Source organism: Mycobacterium asiaticum DSM 44297 (assembly GCF_000613245.1).
GTDB classification, from domain to species: domain Bacteria; phylum Actinomycetota; class Actinomycetes; order Mycobacteriales; family Mycobacteriaceae; genus Mycobacterium; species Mycobacterium asiaticum.
The window spans coordinates 777,865-792,607 of record NZ_HG964938.1; the positions used below are offsets into that span (position 1 = coordinate 777,865).

15 protein-coding genes, 1 tRNA gene and 1 other RNA gene are annotated in these 14,743 nt (G+C 67.7%); 8 read left to right on the top strand and 9 right to left on the bottom strand.

Annotation, left to right across the window (positions count from 1 at the left end):
* Positions 1-47 precede the first annotated feature (47 nt).
* Together BN972_RS22525 and BN972_RS22530 are read right to left on the bottom strand one after the other, a co-directional pair.
* Positions 48-1,160: a hypothetical protein gene (locus BN972_RS22525; RefSeq protein ID WP_036362700.1), complete on the bottom strand. Its 1,113-nt coding sequence runs from the start codon at positions 1,158-1,160 to the stop codon at positions 48-50.
* Complete coding sequence (locus BN972_RS22530; RefSeq protein WP_036363749.1) at positions 1,157-2,503, bottom strand: hypothetical protein; 1,347 nt, start codon at positions 2,501-2,503, stop codon at positions 1,157-1,159. Before BN972_RS22530 ends, BN972_RS22525 begins: the two co-directional genes overlap by 4 nt.
* A gap of 84 nt (positions 2,504-2,587) precedes the next feature.
* Between BN972_RS22530 and BN972_RS22535 the strand changes: the two genes are divergently transcribed.
* Positions 2,588-2,956, top strand: a complete 369-nt coding sequence (locus BN972_RS22535; protein ID WP_036362702.1) for a hypothetical protein — start codon at positions 2,588-2,590, stop codon at positions 2,954-2,956.
* Between the two features lie 12 nt (positions 2,957-2,968).
* Here the strand turns inward: BN972_RS22535 and BN972_RS22540 are convergent, their stop codons facing one another.
* The 3 genes from BN972_RS22540 to BN972_RS22550 form a co-directional block, all read right to left on the bottom strand.
* Complete coding sequence (locus BN972_RS22540) at positions 2,969-4,336, bottom strand: CHAT domain-containing protein (RefSeq protein ID WP_036362706.1); 1,368 nt, start codon at positions 4,334-4,336, stop codon at positions 2,969-2,971.
* Positions 4,333-6,066, bottom strand: coding sequence for a tetratricopeptide repeat protein (locus tag BN972_RS22545; RefSeq protein ID WP_036362708.1), 1,734 nt, complete (start codon positions 6,064-6,066; stop codon positions 4,333-4,335). Before BN972_RS22545 ends, BN972_RS22540 begins: the two co-directional genes overlap by 4 nt.
* Before the next feature lie 77 nt (positions 6,067-6,143).
* Positions 6,144-6,647, bottom strand: coding sequence for a lipoprotein LpqH (locus BN972_RS22550; protein ID WP_172831116.1), 504 nt, complete (start codon positions 6,645-6,647; stop codon positions 6,144-6,146).
* 85 nt (positions 6,648-6,732) lie between these two features.
* On the opposite strand from BN972_RS22550, the gene BN972_RS22555 reads away from it, so the two are divergent.
* The gene (locus tag BN972_RS22555; protein WP_235192549.1) at positions 6,733-7,473 is read left to right on the top strand and encodes an enoyl-CoA hydratase/isomerase family protein; all 741 of its coding nucleotides are present in this window, start codon (positions 6,733-6,735) and stop codon (positions 7,471-7,473) included.
* 4 nt (positions 7,474-7,477) lie between these two features.
* Here BN972_RS22555 and BN972_RS22560 read toward each other — a convergent pair whose 3' ends face one another.
* The gene (locus BN972_RS22560; RefSeq protein ID WP_036362716.1) at positions 7,478-8,365 is read right to left on the bottom strand and encodes a hypothetical protein; all 888 of its coding nucleotides are present in this window, start codon (positions 8,363-8,365) and stop codon (positions 7,478-7,480) included.
* Between the two features lie 84 nt (positions 8,366-8,449).
* A tRNA-Ser gene (locus BN972_RS22565) sits at positions 8,450-8,535 on the bottom strand.
* 90 nt (positions 8,536-8,625) lie between these two features.
* Between BN972_RS22565 and ffs the strand changes: the two genes are divergently transcribed.
* The 4 genes from ffs to BN972_RS22580 all read left to right on the top strand — a co-directional run bounded on the left by ffs (position 8,626) and on the right by BN972_RS22580 (position 12,465).
* Positions 8,626-8,720: signal recognition particle sRNA small type (gene ffs, locus BN972_RS28485), an RNA gene on the top strand.
* 25 nt (positions 8,721-8,745) lie between these two features.
* Entirely contained in the window at positions 8,746-10,017 is a 1,272-nt protein-coding gene (locus BN972_RS22570) for an aminotransferase class I/II-fold pyridoxal phosphate-dependent enzyme (RefSeq protein ID WP_036362719.1), read from the top strand.
* Between the two features lie 99 nt (positions 10,018-10,116).
* Complete coding sequence (locus tag BN972_RS22575) at positions 10,117-11,940, top strand: DNA polymerase III subunits gamma/tau (protein WP_036363752.1); 1,824 nt, start codon at positions 10,117-10,119, stop codon at positions 11,938-11,940.
* Positions 11,941-12,018: 78 nt separating this feature from the next.
* Positions 12,019-12,465, top strand: coding sequence for an SRPBCC family protein (locus tag BN972_RS22580; RefSeq protein ID WP_036362722.1), 447 nt, complete (start codon positions 12,019-12,021; stop codon positions 12,463-12,465).
* Here the strand turns inward: BN972_RS22580 and BN972_RS22585 are convergent.
* The gene (locus BN972_RS22585) at positions 12,462-13,232 is read right to left on the bottom strand and encodes an Rv3717 family N-acetylmuramoyl-L-alanine amidase (protein ID WP_036362724.1); all 771 of its coding nucleotides are present in this window, start codon (positions 13,230-13,232) and stop codon (positions 12,462-12,464) included. The genes BN972_RS22580 and BN972_RS22585 overlap by 4 nt on opposite strands.
* Positions 13,233-13,330: 98 nt before the next feature.
* On the opposite strand from BN972_RS22585, the gene BN972_RS22590 reads away from it, so the two are divergent.
* Together BN972_RS22590 and recR are read left to right on the top strand one after the other, a co-directional pair.
* A complete protein-coding gene (locus tag BN972_RS22590) occupies positions 13,331-13,684 on the top strand; it encodes a YbaB/EbfC family nucleoid-associated protein (RefSeq protein WP_080697095.1) in 354 nt (117 codons plus the stop codon).
* A 10-nt stretch (positions 13,685-13,694) separates the two neighbouring features.
* Positions 13,695-14,306, top strand: a complete 612-nt coding sequence (gene recR / locus BN972_RS22595) for a recombination mediator RecR (protein WP_036362729.1) — start codon at positions 13,695-13,697, stop codon at positions 14,304-14,306.
* 6 nt (positions 14,307-14,312) lie between these two features.
* On the opposite strand, the gene BN972_RS22600 is transcribed toward recR, so the two are convergent.
* A complete protein-coding gene (locus BN972_RS22600; RefSeq protein ID WP_036363755.1) occupies positions 14,313-14,735 on the bottom strand; it encodes a hypothetical protein in 423 nt (140 codons plus the stop codon).
* Positions 14,736-14,743: the final 8 nt, after the last annotated feature.

Genomic DNA, 14,743 nt, shown 5'->3' on the forward strand with positions numbered 1-14,743 from the left:
CTCAGCATAGGCAAGGGGGGAGGCTTCTACTAGTACTAGGCCCAGTGCTAGTAGGACGATTCGGCTGCCAGGATCTCGGCCAGGAAGGCGTCCGGCGGCGGTTCGTCCAACCGGGACCGCACCCAATCGCGGATCCGTTCCCGGGCCGCTCTGGGTTCCGTCACATCGGCGCCGACGATGACCGAGGTGGCCGGCCAATCATGGTTCCAGGCAACCGATTCCGTCAGCCGTCGCCGTTCGCCGTCGACGAGCGGCACGGTGGCCCGGCCGCCGGCGTCCAGAGCGGCGGCGCCGCTGACGTCTCCAGACTGAACGCGAACCGGTATGTCGGTGGCCGGATCGGGTCCGATGACCGCCGCACGTACGACGGCGACGACCGATGGACCGGCCGCCTCGACGCGCCAGTCGACGGTGTCCTCGGCCGCATCGAAAACGCCTGGCGGCACCGCTGCCCAGTTGATCGACGCGACACCCCGGCCGATCGACGCCACGGCGGCTGGGCCGGGATCGGCGCCGGCGGCCAGCGCGTAGTCATCGCGGTAGCCGGTCGGCTCGGCCAGGCTCAGCCCCGAATCCTGTACTGCCGCGGACAATTCCGCCCAGCCAGTGCCGTCGACACCGACCTCGTCGGCGAGTTCGGCGGCGGCCCGAACCAGGTCGCGGATGCGGGGATCGTTGCTTCGTACGTGTGCCATCAGAGCCGCGACGTGTGGAGCCAGCAGTTCCGTCACATCCGAATCCAGGGTGTCGTCGGTGAAGAAGCCGTCCGCGCCGGCGGTCAGCAACGCGATTTCGGCATCGAGCAGGGCATGATCGAGCGCGATGATGCCGTCGCGCTGGCTGGCGGGCCACCAGCGCCGCAGCCACTGACCGATTGCCAACCGGTGCAGCGGGTCCAGCGATCCCGGCGTGATGTCAATGCCGGCGAGATCGCGGGGTTCGTCGGTCGCCGCCGCGGCCGACACCACCGCGAGGTGACCGGCCTGACCGACCACCCGCCACAGCCAATCGGCCCGGTCCGGGTCGGTGAAGGTGATCTGGCCCGCGGCCGCACCGGCCGGGTCGTCCACGATCCACGACAGCACCGCGCCGCTGACCTCCAGTACCGCGACCAGCGGTGAGGTCTGTGCCCAAAGTCCGGGCTCGCTGATCAGTCTCATCCCGCCACCTGCAGTTCCAGCATCGACTTGATGCGCTGGCGGTGGTCGAGGCTGACCGACCTGGCGACACCTTCCAGCAGCGACCGCACATCGTCGATGTCCTCACAAGGCTCCTGCCATACGTCGCGCCCGTGCAGTCGCGCCCACAGCCGGCTCAGGTATGGCTGCGCGTACGACGCGAGATCGTCGACGACCTGTTGCTGGCGCGGATGAATCGGCCCGCCCTCGGCCAGATAACGCCGCGCATGCAGTACATAGGCCTCCTTACGCAGCCGCGCCTGAATCTGCGCGGCCAGCCCATAACGGCTGGTGACCGAGCGGTCCAGCGGTGCCAGGTCGACGGCCACCTCGATTCCCGCCACCAAAGTGGCCTGCTTGTCCTCGGCCAGCAAGCCCCACGGCGCGCACGCCCGGTCCACCTCCTCCGCGCATAACAGCGGGACATCCGGCAGTGCATCCCTATCCAGGGCGCGCCGCAACGTGGACCGGACCCGGTCCACCACCGTGCGATCCAGCGGGCGGTCACTTTCGGAGCCGCCGGCCACTTCCGGGGGACGTTGTGGGGCAGAGGCGCTCAAGCCCAGCTCAACGATCGACCATGGCAGTTCGGCGGATTCGAGGCGGATCAGAGCGCCCAGGTTGTAGGGCGTGGTGTCGGCGATCATTGCAGTCCAGACCCGCTGTCGCGCCGCCGCGGCGGTGTGACTCTTGACCGTGCCGAGCACGGTGGTCAGCTCTGCCATGAACGGTTCGCGCGGGGCATCGTCGGCCCGCACGTCGCGCCAGCTCGCGACCAGCTGGGCCGCCAGCGTCGAAACCACCTGTGCGCTGGCCACGTAATCGTTGAGCACCTCGACCGCGGTGCGATCCCTGCCTTGATGTACCTCCTGCAGCACCTGGGCCGCGGTAGCCGAATCTTCGGTCGTCGGTGCGCCTTTGGTGACGGCAAGCTCGAAACACACCGGGAAGTACAGCTCCTGTGCGTTGCCGCTGCGAATCCGTAGCCGTCTGCGCTGCAGCTTCAGCACTTCGAACCAAGCTGCTGCCCAACGTAATTCGGCTGCCTTACCGACGATCAAGCTGTGAATTGTCGCGGCGACAGCATCGGTGACAACGGGCGCCGAATACTGCGGGTTGGCGCGCAACCGCAGCACCAACGGGTCGATGATGCGTTTCACGGTCCGGCTCAACGGGCCGCCGTCGTCGCTGCTCAATACTTCTACGCCGGGACCGACGGCCCGCCACGCAGCGTCGATAACCGCCCGCCGGGGCTGTCCCGGTGCGCGGTCGTCGCGTCCGTCGCGTCCGTTCAGGGCAGGCTCCACCTGCGGATCGGCGCTCATGACCACAGGATAGGGGCAGCCGGGAAAATCCTGGTACTCGAAAAGTTGGGTTCGGTAGCCGATCGATGTCCCGAAGCTAGTCCCATGAACAAGTCCAAGCTCATGGCAATCGGAGCCCAGATCGCGTTGCTGGCGACATTGACCCGCCGGGCCACCCGCAACGCGCGCAAGCGCACTGACGACAGCCTCGCGGTCGGGGTCGGCACGGTGCGAACCGTCGTGAATGAGCAGGCACACGCGCACGCCGGCGAACGCCAGATCTGGATCGAGGTGTCCAGCGTGCACGGTGACACCTTCGTCGGCCGCTTGGTGCATGACGACCCCGACGCGGACCTGTCCACATTGCGTCCCGGCCTCGTCATGTTGGTCGCGTTCGATCCCGCTGCGCGGGAAGAGCTTTCGCTACCCGACGACGTGTTGGCGGTGCGGGCTCAGGGTCTCGCCCTGGTGTAACCGACGCGCCGTTCAACGCGCACCGTCTACGGCGAACGTGACCAGCGCACCCCAGAACAGCGGACTGGCGGCGACGGCGCCATCCCGCCAGCGCCGCATCTGCGCCCGCTGCCAGCGATTGACCGCGCATCCGGCGGCGGCCTCCTCGTGCGCACTGTCCACGCCGACAACGACTTCGGCCATAGGATCGGGCGGGTTCGCGCCGTCGCCGGCCGGTCCGAACTGCCGATAGGCGGCCGTAGTGGGCAGCGACCAGAGCGTAGCGGTCACCAGCTGCGCCCCGCCCAGGATCATCGCCGCCACCAGACCGGTCGCCTCGTCGAACTGGTAGTCCCCGCCCGAAGCGCAGGCCAGCAGCGCCACCCGCGGCGGGATCGGCAACCGTAGCGACATCAAATCCGAGGCGGTCAAGGGGCGATGATTGCCGATCGGCGCGGCGTCTCCGGGCGCAGCTGCGGTACACGCGAGGTGCAGTGCGGCCCGATCGGCATGGCCCACGTCGTCGTCGGCGGAGCTGGCGTGTCCGACGTACACCAGCCGGCTCGGCTGTCGGGTCAGCAACTCAGCCAACCAGCCGCGGTCGGCGTCCTGGCGGCGAAATAGCTCCACGGCGCTGCCGACGTCCGGCAGGACCCGCCGGCGCCGTAGCGATTCGGCGAAATGCCTTGCTAGCGGGGTCTGTTCCGATGGTCGCCCAAGTACTGATCCCAGCGCGGAGTCCGGCCGTTGTCCCGGTACCCGCGGATCCAGGATCAGTAGCGCGGGGCCTTCATGCCGGGCACTCCAATCGGTGTGGGCGCGCGGCGCGTGCACGATGTTCTGTGGCACCGCCATCAGCACATCGACCAACTCCATCAGGCGATAGCCGTCGGTGTGCTCTTTGACATCGGCGAGTTGCCAGGGGATTTGAGCGGCCACCCGCCCGCTGGAAGTGATCGCGTCCTGCCGGGCCCGCACCAATTCTTCTTTGCTGGGCCCGGATTTCGGCACCGCGAGCAATCCCCAGGGCACCCTGGCCAACCGGGCGCTGGGCGAGATGAACAGTGTCGGCCGCGGAGTTGCGGCGCAATCCGCCAGCAATTGCCATCCCGCGGTGCCGATGAGCAGAACACCGAGGATGTAGGCCACCGTCAGCTCGGTGTCCGGTGTCGCGAATGGGCCGCGGGTCAGAGCCCGCTCGATGGCGTCCCGCCTGCTCTCTGAGCCATATGGCTCGGGCAGGGCATCGCGCAATTCCTGTAAGGCAGCCAACAGAATTGGCTCCTCCACCACCCAGTTGACGGTCTGTTGCGTCATTCCGGACTGGTCGATCAAGCGCAGGCTGGCATATGTGGCGATCCCGACGTCAGCGTAACGCAGGACCAGGGTCGCGCCGGTCATGGCCAGGTCGACCAAGCCGGCTCGGCGGCGGTCACCTCGCGGCCGTACCGCGCAAACGCCAGCGCGCGATAGTGGCTCATGATCGGCGGCGCACCCGGTTGCATCTGCAATGGCGGCAGCGGTCCGAGCCGGGTCAGTGAATTGGTTTGCGAGGCGGCAGGTCCGGCTGCCGCCGTCGGAAGGCGCAGGTCGTCGTCGCTCTCGACGAGCACCGGGCCGGTACCGGTGGACTCCCATTCACCGACCTGACGTTGCCGTTGTTCGGTGTTGAATGTGCCCCGGGCACTGTGGTATTCGACCAGCTCGCTGATCAGCTCGGTGTTCTCCCATTCCCACGCAACCGCAAATGCGCTGGCCAGGATGGGCGCCGAGACCTGTGCGGCCCAACGTGATCGGGCATCGGCGTCGGCGATCGAGTAACGTACGGAGTCCACGGCCAGGGCGGCGGGCACCTTGAGTTCGGCCGCTTGTTCCAGCTTGCCCATCGCGCGCCAGTACTCCGGGGTCCCGGCCTCGCCGCGCAGAATTCCGAGTGACTCGGCCTGCCGGGCCTCGGTTTCCTGCAACGACTCGTCGGGGTCACCGGAGCCGTCGAAACCCAGATCCGCCAGCGCGTCCGCCCGCCAAACGGTTCCCAGGTGGTTGTCCAGCATCGCGTACTGCAGCCAGCTGCTGCGCGGCGACGAGTCGAGCAACTCCCGGGCCTGCGCGATCAGCTCGACAGCTTGGGGAAAGCGACCCCAGAATATTGCGATCCAACTGCGCTGCAACAGAATACGGTGAAGATGCAGCGGTTTGCCCAGGTCGCGCCAGTGCCGCTCGGCGTGCTCCCAGCACTGGTCGGCAGCTTCCAGCGCACCGCTGGCGAGCCGGGTCAGCCCCATGTACAGCCAGCAGCGAGACACGTCGTGGGCGCGCGCGTGGCGGGCGATCACCGGGTAGGCGTCGGACACCAGCTGCTCGGTGGTCTCGTGGTCACCGGCGGTCCAGCAGGCTGCGGCACGCTCCAGTTGTGTTCGCGCGCTTGCCAATTCCCAACCGTGGGCTTCGGCGCGCGCGCCGGCGCGGCGCAGCCAGGGCTCAGCCTCGGCCAGTCGCCCGGTCTCGATGCAGAATCTGCCGTAGCCGGTCGCCGCCGAAACCCAGACGTAGTCGTCGGCTTCAGTTTTCCCTGCGGAGCGGTTGAGGGCGTCGAGCACCTCGGCCCATAACGGCAGCGAGCGCACATGCAGATCGTCGTCACACAGGGCGGTCGCACATAGCAGCCGGGCGTGGGTGAGTAGCCGTTGCTGCTCATCCGCGAGATCTTCGTCGAAGCACTCGTATTCAGCCAGTACGCGCAGCGCGTCCGCCGCTTGCTCGTGGTCGCCCTGTGCCGCGGCCAATCCGATGTCGAGGAACTGTGCCCGCCGCGAGTAGCGCAGGACCATGTGGGCGATCTCGGCATCTGACATGTTCACCTGGGCGGCGGCCTCGGGCCGGGTGCCATCCAGGATGCCCCGGTAGATCGCCAGCGGTTCGCGCATTCGCCGGATGCATTCGCGCACTCCGTCATTCGCGCCCCGGACCAGATAGATCTCGCCGAGCTGTGCGAAGACTTCCAGCAACAGGTCGTCGCGGTCAGCCTGTTCGATCTGCGGCGGCAGCGTCAGCAGCAGATCCCGGGCCGCGCCCTCGTCGGCGGCGAACGTCAGCTGACGCGCCCGATTGAGGTCGCCGGTGATCGACACGGCTGCATCATAAATCCGGACGCCAATCCGGAACGGCGGACATGCACTGCATGCCCGCCGCCCCGAACTACCCCTCATCAGCCGCACGACACCTTGATGCTGAAGTCCTTGGTGATCATTCCGGCCATCGGGTTCTTCAGGTCGGCGCCCTGCGCCTGCCCGGTGATGGTGTAGGTCTTGCCGTCCACCGCAACCTTGGCCTCACCGACCTTGGCGCCCATGTTGTCGGAGACCGACAGGGCGTTGCCGTCGACGACCATGGCCAGCGAGTCGACCGTCGGCGGGTTGCCTTCGGTCATGACCACCGCCAGCGCCTGCTGGCCGCCGGTCGAACCACTACCGATGTTGATCTTGCCGCCCTGCCGGACGCAGGTGACCGAGGACGGGTTCAGACCCGCCAAGTCCGAGCCGCCCACCTTGACCTCGGTTCCGGCGCCGCCACCCGTGGCGACACTGGCCGGCGCATTCGAAGCCGGGCTGGCGGTGTGGCCGCCGCTCGAGCAGCCCACCAGCGCGGACGCGCAGCCTAGGGTTCCGATCGCAACCGCGATAGCACGTTTCACTGGACTTCCTTCCGTCATGCGCCGCCCTGATGGCGTCGTCATGGGAGCAAGTACAGGCGGTGGGCGTTGCTACCGATCCCAAAAATTGTGGTGAAGTATCCCTGTGATCGAGATCCAAGCAGCGGGATCGGTGCAGGTGCTGACGCTTTCCTGGGGACGGGTGAATGCGCTTGACGTCGAGAGCCTCGGTGAGCTGACGCAAACCATCCAGGAGCTCGCCCGCTCGGGCGGCGGTGCGCTGGTGATCACCGGCGCTGGGCGGGTGTTTTCGGCCGGGGTGGACCTCAATCGCGTGATCGAGGGCGGAGCGGGCTACACCGATCAGCTGGTTCCCGCGCTGTCCGATGCGTTCAAGGCGGTGTTCAGCTACCCGGGACCGACCGTGGCGGCGATCAACGGCGCGGCGATAGCCGGCGGGTGCGTGTTGGCCGGGGCATGCGATTGGCGCCTGGCCAGCCCGGAGGCGCAGATCGGCGCCGCCGAGGTCCGGGTTGGTGTCGCGTTTCCGGTCGCCGCACTCGAGGTGTTGCGCTACGCCTGCGGTGACCACGCCGAAGAGGTCCTGCTCGGCGGACGTAGCTACCGCGGCGACGAAGCCGTCGCCAGGGGATTGGCCCATCGCATCGTGTCTGGGGACCTATTGGACGCGGCCGTGACCGAAGCGACCGACCTCAGCGGCATCCCGGCGCAGGCGTACAGCCACACCAAGGCCCAATTGCGGGGTCCGGCGCTGCAGCGCATCCTCGATGGCGCGCAGATCGATGATGAAGTACGCCGGATCTGGGGTGCTGACCAGACGCTGCAGGGCATCGCTGACTACGTCGAGCGGCTGCGGCGCCGCTGAGGACCTATTCCTCGACCGCGACCCCGCCGCGGGTGCGCCGGCGGCGGTGCGATGTCTTGCCGGTGGGCCGCCGGTTGCGGAGTCGCTGTTGGACGGGCGCTTCGACGGTTTCGGCGTCGGCGGTCTCGCCTTCGGATTTCTCAGCTTCGGAGGTCTCGGAGGTTTCCTCCGTCGCCTCGGCGGGCGTCTCGTCGGTTTCCGGCGCTTGAGTTACCGGTTCGGGCACCTGTGCCTGGACGGTCTCGGCCTGCGTCGATTCCTCGTCTTCGGCCTCGTCGGTGTCTTCGGAGGTTTCAGATTCTTCTGCTTCGTCGGCCGCTTCCGCTTCGTCGGTCGCTTCCGCTTCGTCGGTCGCTTCGTCTTCGTCAGCCTCGTCGGCCGCATCGACCTCGTCGGCCTTGCCGCCCTTCTTTCCGCGGCCCCGGACCTTCTTGACCTTCTTCGGCTTGATCGGTTTGGGCGGCGGTGGCGGCAACTCGGCCACGAACGACAGGTAGAAAGCGAAGAACCCGAGCACCGCAATGGCCGCGGCCGCCCCGTAGATCGCGAACAACCATTGGCCCACGGTGTCCAGCTTCAACCAGAACTCGCCGATCGCCGTGCCCACGATCAACACACCGGCGAGCACATGCGCCACGATGGAACAGGTCCTGATCGTCAGCGCCATTTGCGGGGTGCCCAGCTCGGGTTTGCCCGTGCGCCGCTGAGTGAAGACCACCGGCAGGGCGGCCAGTCCGATCAGCGCGCCGGTGACGATCCGCAGCACCCGCCCGAGCATTTCTGGCGTGTCGCCCACCAACTCGGGCCAGCGCGGCAATACGAAATAGAAGAAGAGGACGCCCGCGCCGATCGAAAACGACGCGTGCCAAAGCATGGCGACTTTGCGCCCCATACCCCTCCTCATACAGCTTGAACTCACGCCACCGAAAGGTGACCAGGCCGAATGTCGTTCCTGGTCACACGGCGGACCGTACAGCGGAGGATGCGGGATTTGAACCCGCGAGGGCTATTAACCCAACCCGCGTTCCAGGCGAGCGCCATAGGCCACTAGGCGAATCCTCCGTGGTCATGGTAGCTGCTGAACGGTGCCGGGTGTCCCGGGTACCTGCCACCACCGCCGTCGAGTCGTCGCGGCCTGGTACTACACTCGCCGGTGGACCCCGCGCGGCGTCTATCCTGTGAACTCCCCCAGGGCCGGAAGGCAGCAAGGGTCAATGGGCTCTGTCGGGTGCGCGGGGTCCCCTCATTTCCCGGTACATACGAAAGGGCCGCATGGCGTCGTTCGATTCCCTCAGCCCTGAAGAGTTGTCCGCGCTGCACGCGCGCCACCAGCAGGAGTATGCGGCGCTGCAGGCTAAGAATCTCTCGCTGGATCTGACCCGCGGCAAGCCGTCGCCCGAACAGCTCGATCTGTCCAACCAGCTGCTGTCGCAGCCCGGCGCCGACTTCCGTGACCCGGAGGGGACCGACACCCGCAACTATGGCGGACTGCACGGCCTGCCGGGGTTGCGGGCGATCTTCGCCGAGTTGCTCGGCCTTCCGGTGCAGAACCTGATTGCGGGCAACAACGCCAGCCTGGAGTTCATGCACGACGTCGTCGTCTTCTCGATGCTGCATGGCGGCGTGGATTCGCCGCGGCCGTGGAGCAAGGAGCCGGCCGTCAAGTTCCTGTGCCCGGTGCCCGGCTATGACCGGCACTTTGCCATCACCGAGACGATGGGCATCGAGATGATCCCGGTTCCCATGCTCGAGGACGGCCCGGACGTCGACCTGATCGAAGAACTGGTCGCGGCCGACCCAGCAATCAAGGGCATGTGGACGGTCCCGGTCTTCGGCAATCCGACCGGGATCACTTACTCCTGGGAGAACGTCCGACGTCTGGTCCAGATGCAGACCGCGGCCAGCGACTTCCGCCTGTTCTGGGACAACGCCTATGCGGTGCACACCCTGACCCACGACTTCATCCGTCAGGTCGACGTGCTCGGCCTGGCCACCAAGGCGGGCAACCCCAACCGGCCCTACATCTTCGCGTCCACGTCCAAGATCACCTTCGCCGGTGCCGGGGTCAGCTTCTTCGGCGGCTCGCTCGGCAACATCGCCTGGTACCTGCAGTACGCCGGGAAGAAGTCGATCGGGCCGGACAAGGTGAACCAGCTACGCCACCTGCGCTTCTTCGGCGACGCCGACGGGGTGCGGCTGCACATGCTTCGACACCAGCAAATCCTGGCGCCGAAGTTCGCGCTGGCCGCCGAGATCCTGGAGCAACGGCTGGGCGACGCCAAGATCGCCTCGTGGACCGAGCCAAAGGGCGGCTATTTCATCAGCCTCGACGTGTTGCCCGGGACCGCACGCCGGACCGTCGCGCTCGCCAAGGATGCCGGGATCGCCGTGACCGAGGCCGGTGCGTCCTTCCCGTATCGCAAAGACCCGGACGACAAGAACATTCGCATCGCGCCGTCTTTCCCGTCGTTGTCGGACCTACGTGACGCGGTTGACGGGCTGGCCACGTGCGCACTGCTGGCAGCGACCGAATCTCTCACTTGATTCTGCGCTGACGGCGGGAAAGTTCAGGTGCCCCGTGCCCTGGACGCAGAATCAACGCCGACGAGCGAGGCGTCGGCCCGCGTCGGTAGCCTGCTCACCGTGGCCCTCTACCGCAAGTACCGACCGGCAACCTTCGCCGAAGTGGTGGGGCAGGAGCACGTCACCGAGCCACTCTCCATCGCCCTGCAAGCGGGCCGGATCAACCACGCTTACCTGTTTTCCGGCCCGCGCGGGTGCGGAAAGACCTCGTCCGCACGCATTCTCGCGCGCTCGCTGAACTGCGCTGAGGGGCCCACCGCCACCCCGTGCGGGGTCTGCGATTCCTGCCAGGCGTTGGCCCCCAATGCGCCGGGCAGCATCGATGTGGTCGAACTCGACGCGGCCAGCCACGGCGGCGTCGACGACACTCGCGAACTGCGCGACCGCGCCTTCTACGCGCCGGCGCAGTCGCGCTACCGGGTGTTCATCGTCGACGAAGCGCACATGGTGACCACGGCCGGGTTCAATGCGCTGCTCAAGATCGTCGAGGAACCACCCGAACACCTCATCTTCATCTTCGCGACCACCGAGCCGGAGAAGGTCCTGCCCACCATCCGGTCACGCACCCATCACTATCCGTTCCGGCTGCTGCCGCCCCGCACGATGCGGGCGCTGATCTCCCGGATCTGTGAGCAGGAGGGCGTCGTCGTCGACGAGGCGGTGTATCCGCTGGTCATCCGGGCCGGCGGAGGTTCGCCTCGCGACACGCTGTCGGTGTTGGACCAGCTGGTGGCCGGATCGGACGACGGCCGGGTGGGCTACCAGCGTGCGCTGGGGCTGCTGGGCGCCACCGACGTCGCGCTCATCGACGACGCCGTCGACGCATTGGCCGCCGGGGATGCGGCGGCGTTGTTCGGCGCCGTCGAATCGGTGATCGACGCCGGGCACGATCCGCGGCGCTTCGCCACCGATCTGCTGGAACGGTTCCGCGACCTCATCCTCATGCAAGCGGTACCGGACGCGGTGTCCCGCGGCGTAGTGGACGCCCCGGAGGACATCCTGGACCGCATGCGGGATCAAGCGGCCCGGATCGGTTCGGCGACCCTGACCCGATATGCCGAAGTCGTCCAAGCCGGTCTCGGGGAGATGCGTGGCGCCACGGCGCCGCGGCTGCTGCTCGAAGTGGTGTGCGCCCGGCTGCTACTGCCTTCGGCCAGCGACGCCGAATCGGCGTTGCTGCAACGCGTCGAGCGCATCGAGACCCGGCTGGCCATCTCGATACCGGCCGCGGACGCACCCCCGCCCAGCGCGCCGGCTCGTCCGCCGATCACCCGGCCCGCGCCGCGGCCGGAGCCCAAGGCCGAGCCGGCCTCGGCGGCGCCGCCGAAGTCCCCGGCGCCCGCACCGCAACCGGCGCCGCAAGCGCCGTCCTTGCCGCCATCGCCGCCATCGCCGCCCGCGGCTGCTCCGCCGGCTCCCGCCGCGCCGGGCGAACTCAACGCCGCCGCGGTGCGCAGCATGTGGCCGACGGTGCGCGACAAGGTCCGCGAGCGCAGCCGCACCACCGCCGTCATGTTGTCCGGTGCCACGGTCCTTGCCGTCGAGGACAACACGCTGGTGTTGACCCATGAAGCGGCGCCGCTGGCCAAGCGGCTGTCCGAGCAGCGCAACGCCGACGTCATCGTCGAAGCGCTCAAGGACGCCCTCGGGGTGAACTGGCGGGTGCGTTGTGAGACCGGCCCGCCGGCGGCCGCAGATCTCACCGCCCCGCCTCCACAGGTGGAAGAGCCTGCGGTGCAACAGAATTCCGTGCAGCGTGACGAAGAGGAGAGCATGCTCGCCGAAGCCGGGCGCACCGATCCGTCGGAGCCCCGGCGCGACCCGGAGGAGGTCGCTCTCGAGCTGCTGCAGAACGAACTGGGTGCCCGCCGCATCGACGGGTAGCCGCGCAGCGCCCCTATATCGTGGTCCCCGACAGCCGACCGTGCCGTGGCACGGTCATGAGCAGAGGAGTTACACCTGATGGGACAGGTGAAGGCGGCGAGCACCGTCTGGATCAACGCTGAGCCGAAGGCAGCGCTCGATGCGGTGGCCGACTACCGCAACGTCCGTCCGAAGATCCTTTCCCCGCAGTACAGCGAGTACGAAGTGCTCGAAGGCGGTCAGGGTCAGGGCACGGTGGCCAAGTGGCGGCTGCAGGCGACGGAGTCGCGGGTGCGCAACGTGCAGGTCAACGTGGACGTTGCCGGGCACACGGTCATCGAGAAGGACGCGAACTCGTCGATGGTCATCAACTGGACGGTGGCTCCGGCGGGCCCCGGATCCAGCGTCACGATGACGACGACCTGGACCGGTGCCGGCGGCGTGAAGGGCTTCTTCGAGAAGACGTTCGCGCCGCTGGGTCTGAAGAGGATTCAGAACGAGGTGCTGACCAACCTGAAGAACGAGCTGGAAGGCCAGTCCGCCTAGCGCGCCTGGCCCTGGGTGGCCAGGAACCCGGCGACGCCGCGGACCAACGCGTCGGCGTACTTCTGCCGACCCTCGGCGGACTCCATCAACGCCGAATCCGCGGGATTCTTCATGTTTCCCAGTTCGACCAGCACGGACGGGTACTGGGCGAGGTTCAAGCCAGCCAGGTCCGAGCGTCCGTAGAGGCCGCCCTGTCCGATGTAGTTCGCCGGCGGGATGCCGGACGCCTGCAACTGGTCGCGCATGACGCGGGCGAACTGCACCGACGGTCCGGCCTGGGCCGCGTTGAGCGGAGGCGAGGAGTAGTTGACATGGAATCCCCGCCCGGATGCCGGGCCGCCGTCACCGTGCAGGCTGACGATCGCGTTCGGGTGCAGCGCATTTGCCATGTTCGCGCGTTCGTCGACGCAGGGACCGAGCGCGTTGTCGTTGCCGCGCGACATCGCGGTCCGGACTCCAAGGGCATTGAGGGCGGCCCGCAGTCGCAGCGCGGTGTCCCAGGTGAAGGTGTGCTCGGAGTATCCGCTGTTGGTCGACGTGCCGCTGGCCTGACAGTCCTTGGTGCCGCCTCGTCCGGTGGGGACCTGGCGCCCGATGGAAGCGTCGTTTGCGCCGTTGTGGCCGGGATCGATGAACACAATCATGCCGGCCAGACTGCCGGGCGCCGCGGTTGCGGCGGGCATCAGCGGCCCGACGGGGACTGCGGCGGCTGCAAGTGCGCCGATGATCATGGCGATGCCGACACGCAGGCTGACTCGTACGTCCACTGCGCCAAGGTATCGCCGCGCGGACTACGCTGAATGTTTCAAATCGCCCGACAAGCGCAGGCGAAACCAACTCGAGACCAAGATGCGAGGGGACTGTCATGCAACCCGGAGGCGATATGTCGCAGCTGCTGGCTCAGGCGCAGCAGATGCAGCAGAAACTACTCGAGGCCCAGCAGCAGCTGGCGAACTCCGAGGTGCATGGTGAAGCGGGTGGGGGACTGGTCAAGGTCACCGTCAAAGGCAGCGGTGAGGTGGTGGGAGTGACGATCGACCCCAAGGTCGTTGACCCCAGCGACATCGACACCTTGCAGGACCTGATCGTCGGCGCCATGCGCGATGCGTCCCAGCAAGTCACCAAGATGGCGCAGGAGCGGCTGGGTGCGCTGGCCGGTGGCCTGCGTCCGCCGGCCCCGCCGGCCGCGCCGCCTGCACCCGGCGTGCCGGGGGTCTGATCCCACCAGCATGTTCGAAGGACCGGTTCAGGACCTGATCGACGAGCTCGGCAAGCTGCCAGGCATCGGACCCAAGAGCGCCCAGCGCATCGCCTTCCACTTGTTATCCGTCGAGCCGCCGGAGATCGACCGGTTGACGGCCGTGTTGGGCAAAGTCCGCGACGGCGTGCGCTTCTGTGCCGTCTGCGGCAACGTCTCCGACGAGGAACGCTGCCGGATCTGCGCCGACCCGCGCCGGGACGGTTCGCAGGTGTGCGTCGTCGAGGAACCGAAGGACATCCAGGCGGTGGAGCGCACCCGCGAATTTCGGGGCCGCTATCACGTGCTGGGCGGGGCGCTGGACCCGCTGTCCGGCATCGGTCCCGAACAATTGCGGATCCGGGAGCTGTTGACCCGGATCGGTCAGCGGGTCGACGACGTCGACATCACCGAGGTGATCATCGCCACCGACCCCAACACCGAGGGCGAGGCTACGGCCACCTATCTGGTGCGGATGCTGCGCGATATCCCCGGCCTCACGGTGACGCGGATCGCCTCGGGGCTGCCGATGGGCGGTGACTTGGAGTTCGCCGACGAGCTGACCCTGGGTCGCGCGCTCACCGGCCGCCGCGCGATGGTGTGACGAACCTCAGGCCTTACTGAGCTGGAACCGCCGCGTGTAGCTGTCGCCCGGCTCGCCACCACACCCCGAGGTCGCCGTTTCGCCTTCGCCGGCCAGCGTCACCGCGTCGAAGCTGTAATGCACGGTTGCCGGGGTCGTTGCGCCGTTAGGGCATGGCACCTGGGTCGTGCCGTTGTGGGTCCATCGTCCGTTGGCGAGCTGAAATTCCCAGCTGATGACGAACGTCCCGCCGTCTTGTGAGGTCGCCCGCGTGCAGTCCGACCCGCAGGGAACGAAGAGCCAGGCGGTCGGTTTGTCGCTGCCCGCGTACTGCACGCTGTACCGGCCGATCAACACTTCCGGCTCGGCATGCGCCGGCGTCGGCGACGCGATGACCGCCGCCGTGCCGAGCACCGCGGCACCCGCCGCGAGTCGCGCGCTGAACGTCACCGTTTGGG

What these genes read in the sequence shown, in the direction of transcription:
- BN972_RS22525 (WP_036362700.1), bottom strand. Translation starts at nt 1,160, where the DNA reads ATGAGACTGATCAGCGAGCCCGGACTTTGGGCACAGACCTCACCGCTG.
- BN972_RS22530 (WP_036363749.1), bottom strand. Translation starts at nt 2,503, where the DNA reads ATGAGCGCCGATCCGCAGGTGGAGCCTGCCCTGAACGGACGCGACGGA.
- BN972_RS22535 (WP_036362702.1), top strand. Translation starts at nt 2,588, where the DNA reads ATGAACAAGTCCAAGCTCATGGCAATCGGAGCCCAGATCGCGTTGCTG.
- BN972_RS22540 (WP_036362706.1), bottom strand. Translation starts at nt 4,336, where the DNA reads ATGACCGGCGCGACCCTGGTCCTGCGTTACGCTGACGTCGGGATCGCC.
- BN972_RS22550 (WP_172831116.1), bottom strand. Translation starts at nt 6,647, where the DNA reads ATGACGGAAGGAAGTCCAGTGAAACGTGCTATCGCGGTTGCGATCGGA.
- BN972_RS22560 (WP_036362716.1), bottom strand. Translation starts at nt 8,365, where the DNA reads ATGGGGCGCAAAGTCGCCATGCTTTGGCACGCGTCGTTTTCGATCGGC.
- BN972_RS22570 (WP_036362719.1), top strand. Translation starts at nt 8,746, where the DNA reads ATGGCGTCGTTCGATTCCCTCAGCCCTGAAGAGTTGTCCGCGCTGCAC.
- BN972_RS22580 (WP_036362722.1), top strand. Translation starts at nt 12,019, where the DNA reads ATGGGACAGGTGAAGGCGGCGAGCACCGTCTGGATCAACGCTGAGCCG.
- BN972_RS22590 (WP_080697095.1), top strand. Translation starts at nt 13,331, where the DNA reads ATGCAACCCGGAGGCGATATGTCGCAGCTGCTGGCTCAGGCGCAGCAG.
- recR (WP_036362729.1), top strand. Translation starts at nt 13,695, where the DNA reads ATGTTCGAAGGACCGGTTCAGGACCTGATCGACGAGCTCGGCAAGCTG.